Origin of the sequence: Pricia antarctica, from assembly GCF_900101815.1 — a bacterium.
Lineage (GTDB): Bacteria > Bacteroidota > Bacteroidia > Flavobacteriales > Flavobacteriaceae > Pricia > Pricia antarctica.
Map to the genome: position 1 here is coordinate 357,317 of NZ_FNAO01000003.1, position 16,030 is coordinate 373,346.

Consider the following 16,030-nt stretch of genomic DNA (forward strand, 5'->3'; position numbering starts at 1 on the left):
TGTCATACCATTTCAAAGGCCACTGCCGATATAGCCACCGACCATGAAAAGAAAGCTATCCAAAATTTTCATACTACTCCTAGCAATTCCCCTATTGCTCATCTGGTTATGCAATTCGGTTATCACGAATGCGGCCGAGGGGAAAACATTTTTCAAAACTAAGGAAATACCAAAAAATAAGGTCGGCCTGGTTCTGGGCACCTCGAAAAAACTCATCGGGGGACTTCCCAATCCCTATTACACGTTCCGAATACGCGCTGCCGTCGAATTATTTCAAGCCGATAAGGTCGACTTTATTCTGGTCAGCGGCGATAACGGCACCACCTATTACAATGAACCACAGACCTTTAAAAACGATTTGGTCAAAGGTGGCATTCCCAGGGATATAATTTTTTTGGATTATGCCGGTTTCCGTACGTTAGATTCCATGGTTCGCGCCAAGGAGGTTTTCGGGTTGGACAGTGTGACCGTAATCTCCCAACAATTCCATAACGAGCGGGCCATATATCTTGGAGAAAAAAAGGGACTGGTAGCCATCGGTTATAATGCGGAAGATATTTCAATGCAATATGGTCTTAAAGTACAATTGCGGGAATATTTGGCTAGAGTAAAGGTATTTATCGATTTACTTTTCAATACCAAGCCCAAGTTTTATGGAGAACGAGTCGAAATCAAGTGCGGATAGTTTATTTTAGACCCTTCGGAGCATTCTTTATCGACAGACCATGTCAAATACCAAAACCTTCCTGAAAAATCTGGGGCCCGGCCTACTGTTCGCCAGTATGGCCATCGGCACGTCTCATTTGGTACTTTCTACCAAGGCCGGGGCCCAATATGGCTGGATCATGGTCATCCCCATTATACTGGCGAACGTTCTTAAATATCCCTTTTTTGAGTTCGGGGTGCGGTACACCAATGTAACCGAAAAAACCTTGATCGAAGGGTATCTTAATCGCGGCAGGGGCTATCTTTGGTTCTATGCCCTGATCACATTAGTTTCGACCTTCACTATCTTGGCTGCCCTATATACGGTAACGGCCGGCCTGTTCAGCACGCTTTTTGATCTGTCCGGTATTTCAACGGCCTATGTTGCCTTGGGACTCTTTATCGGCATCAGCTTGTTATTGATTATCGGCCGCTATTCCTTTTTGGAGACTTCATTAAAGTTCGTAGTCACGATTTTGTTCGCCGCGCTGATGGTGACTACCCTTTTAGTGATATTCAAGGGCCGTGTCGATGAAGTTCCCGATTTTAGTCCGCCCCCGATCTTCAATGATGCGGGCATACTGTTTCTCATAAGTCTTATGGGTTGGATGCCCACCACCGTTGAAGCCTCGAGCTGGGTGAGTCTTTGGAGTATCGAAAAATGGAAGGCCGACAAGCATAAACCTTCCCTTAGGGAGTCGCTGCAAGAGTTTAACTTCGGTTACTTTTCTACCGCATTGCTGGCCGTCTTTTTTATGATAATAGGATGGTTTACCCTGTATGGGACCCACACCGAGCTCAGTGGAAACGCCGTTACGTTCGCCGATCAGGTCGTACAGCTATTTACCGTGCATATCGGTCCGTGGGCCTATATATTTATTGCGGTTTCGGCCTTTGCGACCCTTTTCAGCAGTTGTATGACCGCCCATGATGCCATTGCCCGCGTTAGTTTGGATATTATTGATTTGTTGTTGCCCAAAAAACAGCTGTATGGGAAAAAGGGATATTTTGCGTTGGCCATCGTACTCTTGGCGGTCGTCAATTTTATTGTAGTTACGGCGTTCAGTGCCAATATGGGAAAGTTGGTCGCCTTGGCCACTTTCGTTTCCTTCGTGGTAGCGCCGGTTATCGGTTACATGAACCTTAAGAACGTAATGAGCGGGGAGCTGCCCCAACATCAACGACCTAAAAAGGGATTGCAATGGCTTACGTATGCCGGTATCCTGTTTTTGTCATTCTTTTCTCTCTACTATTTCTGGATGATTGTTTTTTGAGGTTTAGAGCCTCTGTTTTCCAGAATTGAAAGATTATAATCTAGCATTCGTTTTAACCGCGAAATAATTCTAGGTTTTACAGCGCGCATTTGAATTTGGTCCGTGTGGCAATTCGTTTCAAAAATGCTCGCCCCGTAAGGTCGTAAGGTCGTAAGGTCGTAAGGTCGTAAGGTCGTAAGTAAGAAACAATTACTGGCTCAGTTCGTCATAATTCTCTACTACAAAAAGGGTGCGTAGGTTCTGTTTGTGCAGAAAATCAAGGCAATACACACCGTCCGTACAATTGTTGACAATCTTGTCCTCACCAAAGCCTTTTGAACTGGTAATGGTTTCGGAAGGAACACCGTTTTTCAACAAATAGGCCTTAATAGCAGCCGATCGTTGTTCGGAAATTCTTTGGTTCGAACTTCTTCCGCCTCGACTATCCGTATGGGTCTCTATGGAGAATTTCAGCTTCGGGAATTTTTTGACGGCGTCGACGACTTTATCGATTTCCATGGTAATGTCCGGCGTAAGATTGCTTTGGCCGCTTACAAAAAAGAAATCTTTTAAATTCAGCACCATTTTCCCTTCCTTTTCCTCTACGATATCGGCGATGGAGGACAGTTCAATTTTTAATGGGGTCTTTTCAAGTTCCTTTAATCCTTTTGGGTTGTATGTTTCCGTGAACCTGGAAAAGGTTTCCTTTGACACCTCTAATGTTACGACGGGATGGTAGGGTATCTCCAACTGATACGCGCCGTTCGCCCCCGAAAAAACTTCCTTTAGCACATTTCCATCGCCATCCAAAACCTTTATAGAAGCGTCGGATAGGGACTGATCGTAGGGCGGCTTGACCACTTTTCCCCTAAAAATAAGGGTTTGCAGACCCGGTTTCTCGCTGATTTTAAATCCGTATATATCATCGCCTCCCTTGCCTCCGGACCGGTTGGAAGAAAAATAGCCCATAAGACCCTCCTCTTGGTTCTGTTTGATAATAAATCCGAATTCATCGTATTTTGTATTGATACCCTTCCCTAAATTCACGGGGATGCTAAAACCATTATCGGGGAGAAGATTGGAGCGATAGATATCCATGCCTCCCATCCCATAAAATACATCCGAAGAAAAATAAATGCTATTATCGAAAACGTATGGAGCTATTTCGTTGCCGGGGGAATTGATACGCGGACCCAAATTGATGGGTTGCGACATCACTTGACCGTTGTTCATGTCTACATAATAAATATCGGTGCCGCCGTAGCTATCCTCAAAATTGGCCGAAAAATAAAGCCTTCCACTTTCCGCATTGTAGAAAGGATAGTAGAAAGAAGTACTGAGATCCTTCAACAAAAATCGAAACGCTCCATTTTCACTGACCATACCGATTGACAGAGCATTTTTTCCCTTCTCATCGAACGCCAGATTATTATCCTCGGTGTTCGACAGAATGTAATAAATGTCACCCGTGCTTTCGGAATAATAAGGCGTCGATTTATGGAATTCGGAATTCGGAATGCGCCCAAACGGACTTGCTTCGGACAGGCTGCCATTCGGGTCTTTTGTGACCTTATAGATGTCAAGATAAGCATCCCCTGACGGGCCATATATTTTTTTCGATCGCGTTTTTCGGCTACTACTAAAAAGTAGGTCGTTCTTATAGAAGCTGGGCGCATTGTCCGCCTCCGAGCTATTGCTATTTAACGAAAATATAAAGAAACCGGCAGACTCCGTATCATCGGAATTCAACACCTCATCGTTAAACTCGGCATTTTCGAGAAGTTCTCCGGCAAAACTAGTACCCTTCTTTGATTTTAAAACGGCCTTGACCTGGTCAGTTTCGGAAATCTTGGCCAGACTCTGCAGCATTTTATTGAACCGGTGGTCGGACATAATGGAGTCGTTCTTGTTGATGTCCAAATATATTTTGGACGCTTTGTCGTATTCCCCGGTCTTAAAATAGGAATCGGCCAGATTCAAACGCTGAAAGTTGGACATCGCTTCGCCCTGCTGCAGCTGCTTTTCATAGGCCTCTATGGCGTCTTCATAGGCATAGGTATAGAAAAACTTGTCGCCCCTCGAATTGATTTCTTGCGAAAGGCAAAACGCAGTACTTATAAAAAAGAACGCTATTACGAGTCTTGACTTCATTTAGAAAAATCTTGGTGTATCGATCTGTTTGGGTTTCCCCTTCAACTCTTTAGTATTGCTTTTGGTACCATCGCCCCTACCCAAATAAAATTTTAAGATCACCTCATGGGATCCATTACTGAATTCGCCCAAGGGATTCGTATTGTAGTCATAGGAGTAGCCTATAAACGTACCATCGGTGACCTGAAAACCGGCCAGCCCGCTGATGGCATTGCCCAACCTGTAGGAAGCGCCAAGGGTAAACCGATCGTTGAACAGAAAATTGGTCGACAGATTCGTATTGACGGGCGCACCGCTGACCAAATTGATCAAGAAAGCCGGTTTGAACTTTAAGGTCTCGGATAGGTCGAAAACATAGCCCCCGATAAAATTGAACTGTAATTTATCGTCGATAATCGTTGCCACGTCATCGTTATATATCCCATCGGTCAAAAAATTCGGGATTGAGGCGCCGAGGTACCAAATATCGTCCTCGTACAAAAAGAAACCGGCCCCGACGGTCGGATAGAATTTACTGATGGTTTCGCCCTGCAATATCGGTTCTCCGGGATTCTCGAACGTACCCTTTGAAAAATCGACGTTCAAGAAAGAACCGCCTACATCCATACCGAAAGAAAGCTTTGTATTATCGGAGACATTGAACTGGTACGAATAGGCCAGTTCTACATAGGTCTGGGTTGATGGCCCCAATTGATCGCTGATGACATTAAAGCCAACGCCCATGGTCTCGTTGGATAGTGGATAGTTGGCGCCCAAACGCAGTGTTCGAGGCGAGCCATCGATATCGAGCCATTGCGCCCTATACAATCCGGTAATTTCGGGGGTCAGGGTCGTACCCACGTAGCCGGGGTTAAAACTGCCTATGTTGTACATATATTGGGTATACTGGGGTTCTTTCTGCGCAAATCCCATAGTAATACTTCCCATAAAAAAGAGGGAGAAAAAGATGGCTATAAATAAGGATCCTAGTGTTCTATGCTGCATTATCCGTAGTATCTTATAACTGGGTTCAGATTATCGTATAAGCTGAATCCAGCCTTTTTTGATCGAGTTTGTATCGATACCCTCTATTTCTTCATTTACTGTCAAATCCAATACATAGAAATAGGTGCCGTCAGGTACGTCTTTCCCTTTACGTGTACCGTCCCAAATGACCTCATCGGTTAGCTGTTCGCCCTCGAAAACGAGACTACCGTATCTATTGAAAATTTTAATGCCGTATTGTATATCGACCTCATCGCCGAGGGAACCATCATCGTTGGTCCGTCTTTTGTTTATTTTCAGGTCATCATTTACCCCATCATTATTCGGGGAAAATTGATTGAAAATGATACCGAATTCAGCTTCGGTACGTTTGGAAACGTTTACGGTAACGGTGGATGTATTGTTATCGTACTTGCCCTCACTATCGACTGGGGATGATTTATCGATGTCAGCGGTATTTTGGAAAGTGCCGACACTATCTACGGAAACCCGTATTTCCAACTCCGCTACGCCATTTCTCATAAGGTCCGGTATAAACCATGTCAGTCGGCCCGTAACAGCGTCATATCCTGACCCCTCACCCAATTCTGGAGTAAATCTAGGATTGACGAAAACTGGGGATATGGAATCTAAAACCTCAATTCGGGACACGGTCTCCTCGTTCGAATCATTGGTGACTTTAAGCTTAAAAATTATTTCTTGGCCGGTCAACGGATTAACTTGCCCTGTTTGAAAATCCGCTATTTTGAGGGAATCATTTTGATTTACTATGGCCGCACTCTTTTCGAGAATAAGGTCGATGCCTTCGGGTAAATCGATATTCAGGGTAACCGTTGAAACATTATTATCGGGATTACCATCCACAGGAATAGAAGATAAGAGTTCTGCCGTATTCACGTAGGGGCCGCCTTCCAAAACTTTTACAGGCACGGTCAAGGTTGCCGAATCCGTCGCCGCTATTTCGGGGATGGTCCACATACCGGTCTCGGTATCGTATGCACCTACCGATGCAACGGGCATACTATCGGCATTGGTTTCAAAGCCAGTTTCCAATAGATCGCCAATCGTTACGTTGATGGCCTTTCTGTCGGAAAGGTTGTTCACCGTAACTGTAAACACCACATCGTCATTGACGATGGCATCTTCTTTATCGACTTCCTTAACCACCTGAAGATCGATGGGATCGGCACAGGTGGGTGTTTCATTGGGACTACAGGGATCATCGGGATCGGAACCGTTGGTATCTTCCTCAAGATCCGAGATACCGTCGCCATCGGTGTCACATTGGCCATTAAACCTGTTCGGAACACAGGCGTTTTCGTTGGCAGGATCCTGTTGGTCGTTTATGCCGTCCAAGTCGGTATCCACAGTATTGGAATCGAGCGCGTCGATAATACCGTCTTCGTCTTCATCAAGCGGATTTTCGATATCGTCCCCCACCTCAATATCGTCATTTATACCGTCTCCGTCGGTATCGGGGTTGTTGGGATCGGTACCCAACATAGCCTCCAGACCTCCTAGAAGTCCGTCGCCATCATCGTCGGTATCGCAGCTACTTACAGAAACGGTCACTTCGGCCGAAGTGTTCTCGCATGGTGCTTCGGCACCGGTAGTGGTAAAGGTGAAAACGTATGAACCGCCCGCACTACCCTGAAAATCTACTATATTTTCTGCATTCAGACTTACTGCGGATGGACCCTCGGTCAATGACCAGACGCCTTCACTGGGTGTTCCAATTAATGTGGTATCGAGATCCAGTACGGTAGTCCCGAATTCGGCCGCGTTACAGGAAGATGTATTTCTAGGAACACCTGCCGAGGGTTGCGGAATAACGGTGGCCACAACCTCGGTTCGGGGAGACACACAACCGTTGGCAACCGCTTCCACAAAATAAGAAGTGGTCTGTGAGATATTGGGCGTGGTAAAATTTGCACCATTACGGATAGGCGCTCCGCCCGTTGCACTAGTGTACCACCTAAGTGTGGCGTCAAGACTTCCCGTCGCACTCAACTGCAAGGTACCCGGACCGCAGCGTGAACTTCCGGTGGGTGCCGAAATTTCTGGAATATCGTTCTGTTTAATACTTATGGTCAACGGTGGACTCGCACAGTTGTTGACAGCATCATAAAAAACCGCATAATAGTCTCCCGCCAAAAATGTATCTATGGCTGCAGGGCTCAAATGTGCACTTGTATCGGTCAAATCTTCTCCATTGGTGGTCCATACCAAGGTAGTTCCAGGCGGGGCGGCCGCGCTAGAGGTAAAATCATTTAGACTTGCCGCCTCGGGAATAGGGCCGCAAAACGTATCGGTCTGTCCCGGGGTCAAAATTGGGGCGATACCTCCGGCTACACAGGGATCGCAGTCGCTGACGGTTAGGGTCACCACGGAAGTAGCATTGGTACACGGAGCCACGGCTGTGTTGGTCGTATAGGTGAATTCGTAAGTGCCGGCTTCCTGACCCCGGAAGTCTACGGCACTACCGTTAATGTTGGCTCCCAAATTAGGGCCACTGCTTTGGGTCCAAGCACCGGCAGCTTGACCGGTTATATAATTCGCCAAATCAATCTGGTTCGGGCCGAATTCAGTAGTTTGGTTGCTGCAGACTGCCGTAGGTTGACCTGCGACAGGAGTTCCGGCCGATGGTGACGTATTTTGGGTAATTACTATTTCGACGGTCGGACTATAACAGTTGTTGGCAGTATCGGCAAAAAAGCCATAGTAGGTGCCCGCCGCATTGATAGCTCCTCCATTGGGCAGCCATTCTGTAACTGTGGATGGATCCGGATTCGGACTCCATACCAAATCGATATTAGCAGGTGGGGCAGCGTCCACATAATCATCCAAATTCACCGAAACCGCATCACAAAAAACGCTAGTAGTAGCGTTCAATAAAGGCGCGGCTGTACCCGCCGCACAGTCGTTATCTGCAATAGTGACCGTTCGCTGTGCGGGGAGTTCTGGGACGTAGGTGAATTTTGTAGTATTATTGGGAGCACCCAAGTTTAAGATGACCGTTTCGGCCCCTTCTACTTCCGTATCATCCACAGGAAGTATGAGAAGCTCATTAGTTAACTGGCCTGCTGGAAATGTGAAGGGAGTAGCTGGACCATTCGCAGTATAGTCACTTGCAATGGCCGTTCCGCCCAAGGTATAGGGAACGGTGACAGGTGTTCCCGTGCCGTTCTCTTTATCAAGGGTAATCAGAAATCCACCTTGGTCCGAGCCTTCTTCGGCCGCATCGGCATCCGTGGTCTGCACGGTAAATGTACCGATATCGTTATCCGTAATGGTAATCGTTCGATTGTCGGTTCCGAGTTGATTTACAACGAATCCACCACCACGACCCCCTGAAGCGATTGGGGCGCCCAAGGTCAATAATACGGTTTCATCGTTTTCGACAACCTCATCATCTACCGGAATTATATTTAACACCCTCGATTGGGTACCCTCTTGAAAAGTAAGGGGTGTTGAGAGCCCGTCAATCGTATAATCGGTGCCAAGGACCGCCGTACTGCCAGTCAGCTCGTAAGGCAATGATAGTGTAACCCCTGGCGCAACGGCTTTATCCAAACTTACCGTAAAACTGCCTGCGGCAGATCCCTGCTCTGCCGCCGCGGCGACCGTCGATACCGTAAAAATCCCATCATTATCGGTTAGGTTTAGCGTCACCGTATTTTGGGACGGAATAATAAAACCAAAATTGACAGTTTCCAAAGTAACAACAATGGTTTCGAACCCTTCAACAAGATTGTCATCGATTATACCATTAAGCGGTATAGTAACTGAAGGTTGCGTTGAAGACAGTGTAACAGTGTTATTTACTGGGACAGGAGCGGTATAATCAAGACCCGATTCGGCCGTACCGGCAATCGAGTATACAACCGTCGAATTGAAAACGTTGTTTGGTGGTGTACGTGTTATTGTAAAACTTGCCGGATTACCTGGACCTTCGCCAGCTTCTGAATCCGCGGAAGTAATCGAAATTATCTGGGCGTTTGCACAAAAACCTGCAAACAACAAAAGGAAAAACACCCCCCATTTTAAACCGAGTGCGGCATTCCCAAAAAGTGTATAATATTCTCTTTTCAATTTCATAAACTGTCCGATGAATCCATATCAATTCAAGACACAGCTAAGCAAGTGCGGTCAAGCGGAAATGGGAGTCAATATTACTAAAAATTCATCCAAAAACCGCACATCTAGGCTTAAACTGGGGTTTTATGGATGAACTACCCTTATATACGCAGAAAGGTCATGCAGGGATTTCAGCTGATCGAACTTCTACATCCGAGGCTATTTTCTTCACCAAGCCCTGTAAAACCTTACCAGGCCCGACCTCTATGAAAATATTGGCCCCATCGTTTACCATGTTCCGCACACTTTGGGTCCATTTTACAGGTGCCGTAAGTTGTGAAATCAGGTTTTTCTTGATTTCGTTGGAATCGCTTACCGCAAGGGTAGTAACATTCTGATAAATGGGACATGCACCCTTCTTAAAAACCGTGTTTTCTATGGCCGATGCAAGTTCTTCGCGCGCCGGTTCCATCAAAGGGGAATGAAAGGCGCCCCCTACCGGTAAAACAAGGGCCCTGCGTGCCCCCGCTTCCTTCATTTTTTCACAAGCCATTGTAACGGCTTCCACCTCACCGGAAATCACTAATTGACCGGGACAGTTATAATTGGCCGCCACAACGATTCCGGAGGTTTCTTCGCAGATTCTTTCCACAACATCATCTTTCAGTCCCAAGACGGCCGCCATGGTGCTGGGCTGCAATTCGCAGGCTTTCTGCATGGCCATCGCCCGCTGCGAAACGAGTTTAAGACCATCCTCAAAATTCATCGTGCCATTGGCGACAAGGGCTGAAAATTCACCCAACGAATGTCCCGCAACACAATCGGGCCGAAACCCATCGCCCAAAATCTTACCCAAAATTACGGAGTGCAAAAAGATAGCGGGCTGGGTTACTTTGGTCTGTTTCAAATCTTCGCCCGTTCCTTCGAACATTATATCGGTAATCGGAAAGCCTAAAATTTCGTTCGCGTTCTCAAAAAGTTCCTTTGCCAAAGGATATTTTTCGTAGAGATCTAGTCCCATACCGACGAATTGGGCGCCTTGTCCAGGGAAAATATATGCTTTCATGTGGTGTGTTTTTAGAAGTTTTCAAATTTAGGGAAATAAAGTTCAAGCGCAAGTTCAGGGGTCAAGTTCAAGCGATAGTTTCTTGCTTGAACATTCTGGCGGCCCGTTACAAAAATTACGGTTCTACAAAGTCTGGTGCAGTTTGAAGGTTGAAGGTTGAAAGTAGTTTTATCTTGAAGTTTGCCTAGACGGCAGACGTGCCCGAAAAGCTATGAAGTAGGTATTGAACCTTGAACTTTCGTTGCCTACCGCTTCGTGATATCGTTATTTCCCATCCTTGAACCAGCCCGAATACATGACATAGTTGTTTGCGATACGATCAATTTCGCCGGAACTGAGTTCGGTACTGATATCCTTTATTTTTTTGGCGGGCATGCCAGCGAAGATACTTCCTGAGGGTACTCGCGTACCTTTGGTGACGACCGCCCCGGCCGCAATGATACTGTTGCTTTCGATTACACAATCGTCCATCACGATACTACCCATGCCAATCAGCACGTTATCTTGTATCGTACAGCCGTGAACGATGGCGTTATGGCCGATGGAAACATTGTTTCCAATGGTTGTCGGAGATTTTTGATAGGTGCAATGGATGACTGCGCCATCTTGTACATTGACCTTATCGCCCATTTTTATAAAGTGGACATCGCCCCGTATTACCGCATTGAACCAAATACTGCATTGGTCGCCCATACGTACCTCGCCAACGATGGTCGCATTTTCGGCGATAAAGCAGTCGTTGCCAATTTTTGGGGATTTTCCGTTAACTGTTTTGATCATTTTAGTGAAATTTGAGAAATTCATCTTCCGGATGAGTCCGTAACTAGGGTTCATCCTGTCCGCCAATTCATTTTAAGGTTCAATACTGCCTTGTGGCAGTTTCAAGGTTCAAAACTCATTTTCCAACCTTCTAAACTCCCGAACTTTGTTCACCTTGAAACTTGTACAGTTAGGCAGTAGCCATTAAACTTTAGACCTTACCTACTGGATGCTAAATTTCCGCTAAAAATAAGCCAAAAATTCTTTTTTCTTTGAAACGGATACCAGTAATTCCTTGCCGTTCGAGACTACAATGCTGCCGCCATTTCCCTTTCGATATTTGACGACCTCGTTGACGTTTACGTGATAGGATTTGTGGATACGGGCAAAGGCAAAATCCGGCAGGGCCAAAAACTATTTTCATTGGGACCAAAAGCGGGGAGACCTATATTTCGTAAGCTGCGCTTGGGGAAGCCAAAAAAATACAACAACAATCTACTCGGGATGCGAGTGTCTACGAGATGGAAGATGCCGTAGTGCCCTACTGCGCCGCTGGACAATAACAGTCATAACGCCGCTCGCTCTGCCCGAAATCATAGCCCAGCGTAATCTGGTGAAAACCACCGCTGTCAAAACGGATATCACCGGTCTGGTACGAGTAGTTATAGGAAACCATAAAATTTCCGATATTGGCGCCGACGATGGGCGTAATGAGTTGCAAGCGTTGCTTACCGAAACTATCGCCGTTCGTGAACTCTGCGCCGTCAAAACTCCGGCGGTAGGAGAGTCCGCCCCAGATACGTCCGAAATCGACATCCTTGTACACCTTGGCGTTGAGGTCGATGGTCTTTTCCTTGGTAAAATCCGTCATTTGGAACAAGACCGATGGTTCTAGTTGCCACTCTTGCCTTCCGAAGATATACCCGACGGAAACCAAATACCGGCGAAGGTTATCTATGACCGGAATATTGTCGTTAGCCTTTCCGTAACGATAGAGGTTGCGCTTGCTGCTCAACAAATTGTTAATCGCGAGATGGGCATAAAATTCCCTTAAATTATACGAAAACCCGATATCGGTGTTAAAGTAGCTTTCGCTTAATTTAATTCCGGAAATGGCATCATCGGGGAAAGCGGATTGAAACTCCGATTCATCAAGACTACTCTGAAGATACGTCGGACTGATTCCAAAGGAAAGTTGATTCAGATTACGGGCATCGCCCCCCAATTTCAAGTGATGGGCATAGGTCAATTTGAGTCCCGTTTGTGCGTGATATCCGTTGGCATCGTTAAAAAAAATAGCCCCTACCCCACTGTTGCTTTCCCCGATTCGCGAATTGACGTTTATGGTCTGTAGGTTGGGGGCATCCTCGACGCTGAACCACTGCATTCTCGCCGTAGCCCTGATTTTAGTACCCTCACCGATACCCGCCATCGACGGATAGACCAGATAATAGTTGTCGGACAGGTAATCAAAATAAACGGGAATACCTTCTTGGGCCAGAGATCGGGCGCCAAAGGCCAGAAAAACGAGTAATATTAAAAATCGATTTTGCATCTAAAAGTGGGCGAAATGTAAGTGTCTCACGATAATGTTGTACCCATGACGCCGTCAAGGGTTGGATCCTGGAATCGGTTAAATATAAAGTATAACGAAGGAACTACAACAATAGTATATTTAAAAATACTCGGAATTAGGTAGGTTATTCTGTAAAAAACCAATACCTGCAAAACATTTTCCGTCGATTTTCCGATTGTTTTAAGCAGCCGTTGCTAAACAGTCTCTGAATTACTTTGTACCTTTACAGCAAACCGAAAGCAAGCTATGAAAGAGTATAATATCACCGTTGTTAAGACCAACAATCCTAACATATTAAAATTCGAGACGAACCATTTTTTGACCACAGGCAAAAATTATGAGTTCAAGAATATTGACGACGCCAAAAAATCACCTTTAGCGCAGCAGTTGTTCTACCTTCCCTTTATCAAAACGGTATACGTCTCCGGCAATTTTATTGGTTTGGAGCGTTTCGATATTGTCGAATGGGACGATGTTAAAGACGAGGTCGCCCAGCAATTGGTCGAATATCTCAATTCGGGAGAACCGGTCGTGCTTGAAGAGGCTGCCGAGCAAAAAGTGGCGGTAACGGTATATGCGGAGGTTACTCCCAACCCGGCCGTGATGAAATTTGTCGCCAATAAGGCCATCGTGCCCACGGCATTCGAATTTAAGAACATCGACGAGGCCCAAAAATCCGGATTGGCAAAACAACTTTTTCATTTTCCTTTTGTAAAGGAAATTTTTATCGATCTCAACTATATTTCGATCAGCAAATACGATATGGCGGAATGGGAGGATATAACGTCGGAACTCCGTGAATTTATCCGCAATTATTTGGCTGACGGCAAAGAAGTAGTGTCCGAAGAGGCCGTTCCGCAGGCTTCGGAGGTAAAGAATAGTCCAGCACCTGAAATGGTCGAACTCGATGACACTTCGCAACAGATCGTTAACATATTGGAGGAATACGTCAAACCTGCAGTTGCCAGTGACGGCGGTAATATTCTTTTTAAATCGTATGAATCGGAAAGCAAAACGGTTAATGTAATTCTACAAGGGGCCTGTAGCGGTTGCCCCTCGTCTACTTTTACCTTGAAAAATGGTATCGAGACCATGCTTAAGAACATGATGGGCGACAAGGTGAACGAGGTAGTTGCACTTAACGGTTGAAGAATTCAACTTTCAATCGCTATTTCGTAAATATTTTAGGTTCAATATGGGGTTGCAGTTTGTGAGAAAAATATTTGCGGTTTTTGAAATTTTCTCTGTTTTTGTTTTTGACAGGAATACTCTCGGCTCAAAATGAGTCCATTTTAACAGCTTTTCAATTCACATTTCCCCATTTAATTTATTATATTGGACTAAATCTAAAAACAATTATATTATGGCAATTTTAAAAGTTATAGAAGTATTGGCAAATTCGGATAAGAGTTGGGAAGACGCCGCGAAGAATGCAGTCGCCCACGCCTCCAAATCGGTAAAGAACATTAAATCCGTTTATATTAACGAGCAAAGCGCTACTGTTACCGATGGAAAAATGGACAATTATAGGGTGAACGCAAAAATCACTTTTGAAGTGAACTAAATGTGTCCTACACCAAACTCAAAAGCATCCTATTCTTATTCTTAGGGATGCTTTTTTTATGGCCTATCCCAGGTTAACAATAGTTTAATCACCTTTTCTTGATTGCGAAGGTGATTTTAACTAAGTTGCCCCCGTTACGTTGGGGCGCTTTGATTAAAGAAAGTTAATACATAACAACCACTTTCAAAATATTCTCGGCGAAGGTTTTACCGAACATTTCGATTGTAGTTCAAGCTGAGCGTAGTCGAAGTACTCAATATAAAAATAATCGAAGTCCGGAAATGACAAATAAACTGTTTTCATGAACGAATTATCAAATTACCAAGAACACATTGACAAGGCGATCGATTGGGCCTGGATTACTTTACCGGGTCTTGCCATCAACTTGATTACAGCACTACTCATTTTATTTATCGGATTATATATTATCCGATTTCTCAATAAAATGATTCGTAAATTTTTTGAGAGAAAGGATTATGACCTTGCTTTGGAAAGCTTCTTGCAAAGCTTTATTAGTATTGCTCTAAAGATTTTACTATTTGTACTCGTCATTACACAGTTGGGCGTGCAGTCATCTTCACTTATCGCGATTATTGGTGCGGCGGGTCTGGCCATCGGCTTGGCGTTACAAGGTTCCCTATCCAATTTTGCGGGAGGAGTTTTGATACTGCTTTTCAAGCCATTTAAGGTAGGTGATTTTATTTCGGCGCAAGGGGTTGATGGATCCGTTAAAGAAATCACGATTTTCTACACCAAATTGACCACCTTCGGTAATCAAATAGCGATAATTCCTAACGGTAAATTGTCCAACGACAATGTCATCAATTACAACGCATTATCCGCACGACGGGACAATGTCAAGGTCGGTATCGGTTACGGTTCCAACATTAAGGAAGCTAAAAATATTCTATTGCAGATTTGTGCGGACAACGAGAATATTTCCAAGGAACCCATTCCAGAGGTGTACGTCGATGGACTTGGAGATAGTTCGGTTAACCTTACGTTGCGATTTTGGGCGGATACCAGTGTATTCTGGCCAGCACACTTCTATGTAATCGAGGAGACTAAAAGTCGTTTTGATGCCGCTGGAATCGAGATTCCGTTTCCACAGCGCGATGTACACGTCAAGGGGCAGCAGTTGAAGGCTTAGCACAATTCACTCACTGAACTTTTCACTTAATAAAATAGGGAAGAGTGAACCGTAGAATATCTTATTTTTTCTTCTTTTGAAGGATAAAATCCTTTAAATAATAGGGTTCGAAGTAGGCGACATTTTCAAATTCGCCTGTTTCGAATTTTTTATGGGATAAGGTTGCCATTTCCCTTGCGGAGGGCACGACGGAGGTATCGAAGCTAAAATGGGGATGCTGCAAAAGTTCCTTGCATTTCTCGGCCCCGCTCCCAAGGATTGTCACCTTCCCTTTTTCAACAAACTCCAAAAAAGAATTTCCGTCGATAACTTCGGCCTTGGTTTCCCTGATTTGGATTATGTCTTGGTCGAATACGGCGGAATAGACCTCCATTCGTCGGGCGTCTAAAACGGGAATTAAATAATCGGCCGCCGATGCCTTCGCTTGATAGGCCATACTTTCCAAAGTAGGAATCGAAATCAAGGGCACCTCCAAGGAAAAACATAATCCTTTGGCTGCGGACACCCCTATACGTAGCCCTGTATAAGATCCTGGGCCTTTACTGACCGCTATGGCATCGACATCGGAAAGCTCAAGCTCGGCCTCCTTTAAAACCGCCTGAATAAAAATATGCAATTGTTCGGAATGGGAATAGTTGGGCGTATCATGCTCTTTGATGGCCAGGAGTTTTCCATCTTTGGCTATACTAACCGAACAGTTTGTGGTGGCGGTCTCTAGGTTTATGATTGTGGGCATAATTGAATG

12 protein-coding genes and 1 pseudogene are annotated in these 16,030 nt (G+C 45.1%); 5 read left to right on the plus strand and 8 right to left on the minus strand.

Features of this window, described 5'->3' with window-relative positions; translation table 11 throughout:
* Nucleotides 1-43 precede the first annotated feature (43 nt).
* Nucleotides 44-685 carry a SanA/YdcF family protein gene (locus tag BLT07_RS06880; protein ID WP_091867092.1) on the plus strand — a complete coding sequence of 214 codons (642 nt, stop codon included), beginning with the start codon at nucleotides 44-46 and terminating at the stop codon, nucleotides 683-685.
* A 40-nt stretch (nucleotides 686-725) separates the two neighbouring features.
* Complete coding sequence (locus BLT07_RS06885) at nucleotides 726-1,979, plus strand: NRAMP family divalent metal transporter (protein ID WP_091867094.1); 1,254 nt, start codon at nucleotides 726-728, stop codon at nucleotides 1,977-1,979.
* Between the two features lie 189 nt (nucleotides 1,980-2,168).
* On the opposite strand, the gene BLT07_RS06890 is transcribed toward BLT07_RS06885, so the two are convergent.
* From BLT07_RS06890 to BLT07_RS06920, 7 genes and pseudogenes are all read right to left on the minus strand, one after another.
* On the minus strand, nucleotides 2,169-4,109 hold the full coding sequence (locus BLT07_RS06890; protein WP_091867096.1) for an OmpA family protein: 1,941 nt from the start codon (nucleotides 4,107-4,109) through the stop codon (nucleotides 2,169-2,171).
* The gene (locus BLT07_RS06895) at nucleotides 4,110-5,093 is read right to left on the minus strand and encodes a PorP/SprF family type IX secretion system membrane protein (protein ID WP_091867098.1); all 984 of its coding nucleotides are present in this window, start codon (nucleotides 5,091-5,093) and stop codon (nucleotides 4,110-4,112) included.
* 30 nt (nucleotides 5,094-5,123) lie between these two features.
* The gene (locus BLT07_RS06900) at nucleotides 5,124-9,191 is read right to left on the minus strand and encodes an Ig-like domain-containing protein (protein WP_091867100.1); all 4,068 of its coding nucleotides are present in this window, start codon (nucleotides 9,189-9,191) and stop codon (nucleotides 5,124-5,126) included.
* 157 nt (nucleotides 9,192-9,348) lie between these two features.
* Nucleotides 9,349-10,236 (minus strand): ACP S-malonyltransferase, encoded by an 888-nt coding sequence (gene fabD / locus BLT07_RS06905; RefSeq protein WP_091867103.1) that lies wholly within the window; start codon nucleotides 10,234-10,236, stop codon nucleotides 9,349-9,351.
* A 264-nt stretch (nucleotides 10,237-10,500) separates the two neighbouring features.
* Nucleotides 10,501-11,016 (minus strand): gamma carbonic anhydrase family protein, encoded by a 516-nt coding sequence (locus BLT07_RS06910; protein ID WP_091867105.1) that lies wholly within the window; start codon nucleotides 11,014-11,016, stop codon nucleotides 10,501-10,503.
* A 222-nt stretch (nucleotides 11,017-11,238) separates the two neighbouring features.
* Nucleotides 11,239-11,403, minus strand: a pseudogene (locus BLT07_RS06915) (LytTR family transcriptional regulator DNA-binding domain-containing protein); the annotation flags it as partial.
* Between the two features lie 133 nt (nucleotides 11,404-11,536).
* Nucleotides 11,537-12,550 carry a PorP/SprF family type IX secretion system membrane protein gene (locus BLT07_RS06920; protein ID WP_091867107.1) on the minus strand — a complete coding sequence of 338 codons (1,014 nt, stop codon included), beginning with the start codon at nucleotides 12,548-12,550 and terminating at the stop codon, nucleotides 11,537-11,539.
* A gap of 267 nt (nucleotides 12,551-12,817) precedes the next feature.
* Here BLT07_RS06920 and BLT07_RS06925 point away from each other — a divergent pair, with 267 nt between their 5' ends.
* The 3 genes from BLT07_RS06925 to BLT07_RS06935 all read left to right on the plus strand — a co-directional run bounded on the left by BLT07_RS06925 (nucleotide 12,818) and on the right by BLT07_RS06935 (nucleotide 15,285).
* Nucleotides 12,818-13,720: a NifU family protein gene (locus tag BLT07_RS06925; protein WP_091867109.1), complete on the plus strand. Its 903-nt coding sequence runs from the start codon at nucleotides 12,818-12,820 to the stop codon at nucleotides 13,718-13,720.
* 214 nt (nucleotides 13,721-13,934) lie between these two features.
* Entirely contained in the window at nucleotides 13,935-14,135 is a 201-nt protein-coding gene (locus BLT07_RS06930) for a dodecin family protein (RefSeq protein WP_091867111.1), read from the plus strand.
* 301 nt (nucleotides 14,136-14,436) lie between these two features.
* Entirely contained in the window at nucleotides 14,437-15,285 is an 849-nt protein-coding gene (locus BLT07_RS06935) for a mechanosensitive ion channel family protein (protein WP_091867112.1), read from the plus strand.
* 61 nt (nucleotides 15,286-15,346) lie between these two features.
* On the opposite strand, the gene tsaB is transcribed toward BLT07_RS06935, so the two are convergent.
* Nucleotides 15,347-16,021 (minus strand): tRNA (adenosine(37)-N6)-threonylcarbamoyltransferase complex dimerization subunit type 1 TsaB, encoded by a 675-nt coding sequence (gene tsaB / locus BLT07_RS06940; protein ID WP_091867114.1) that lies wholly within the window; start codon nucleotides 16,019-16,021, stop codon nucleotides 15,347-15,349.
* Nucleotides 16,022-16,030 lie beyond the last annotated feature (9 nt).

Excerpts from the sequence above, each read along its gene's own strand:
- BLT07_RS06880 (WP_091867092.1), top strand. The coding sequence starts at position 44 with ATGAAAAGAAAGCTATCCAAAATTTTCATACTACTCCTAGCAATTCCC.
- BLT07_RS06885 (WP_091867094.1), top strand. The coding sequence starts at position 726 with ATGTCAAATACCAAAACCTTCCTGAAAAATCTGGGGCCCGGCCTACTG.
- BLT07_RS06890 (WP_091867096.1), bottom strand. The coding sequence starts at position 4,109 with ATGAAGTCAAGACTCGTAATAGCGTTCTTTTTTATAAGTACTGCGTTT.
- BLT07_RS06895 (WP_091867098.1), bottom strand. The coding sequence starts at position 5,093 with ATGCAGCATAGAACACTAGGATCCTTATTTATAGCCATCTTTTTCTCC.
- BLT07_RS06900 (WP_091867100.1), bottom strand. The coding sequence starts at position 9,191 with ATGAAATTGAAAAGAGAATATTATACACTTTTTGGGAATGCCGCACTC.
- fabD (WP_091867103.1), bottom strand. The coding sequence starts at position 10,236 with ATGAAAGCATATATTTTCCCTGGACAAGGCGCCCAATTCGTCGGTATG.
- BLT07_RS06910 (WP_091867105.1), bottom strand. The coding sequence starts at position 11,016 with ATGATCAAAACAGTTAACGGAAAATCCCCAAAAATTGGCAACGACTGC.
- BLT07_RS06920 (WP_091867107.1), bottom strand. The coding sequence starts at position 12,550 with ATGCAAAATCGATTTTTAATATTACTCGTTTTTCTGGCCTTTGGCGCC.
- BLT07_RS06925 (WP_091867109.1), top strand. The coding sequence starts at position 12,818 with ATGAAAGAGTATAATATCACCGTTGTTAAGACCAACAATCCTAACATA.
- BLT07_RS06930 (WP_091867111.1), top strand. The coding sequence starts at position 13,935 with ATGGCAATTTTAAAAGTTATAGAAGTATTGGCAAATTCGGATAAGAGT.
- BLT07_RS06935 (WP_091867112.1), top strand. The coding sequence starts at position 14,437 with ATGAACGAATTATCAAATTACCAAGAACACATTGACAAGGCGATCGAT.
- tsaB (WP_091867114.1), bottom strand. The coding sequence starts at position 16,021 with ATGCCCACAATCATAAACCTAGAGACCGCCACCACAAACTGTTCGGTT.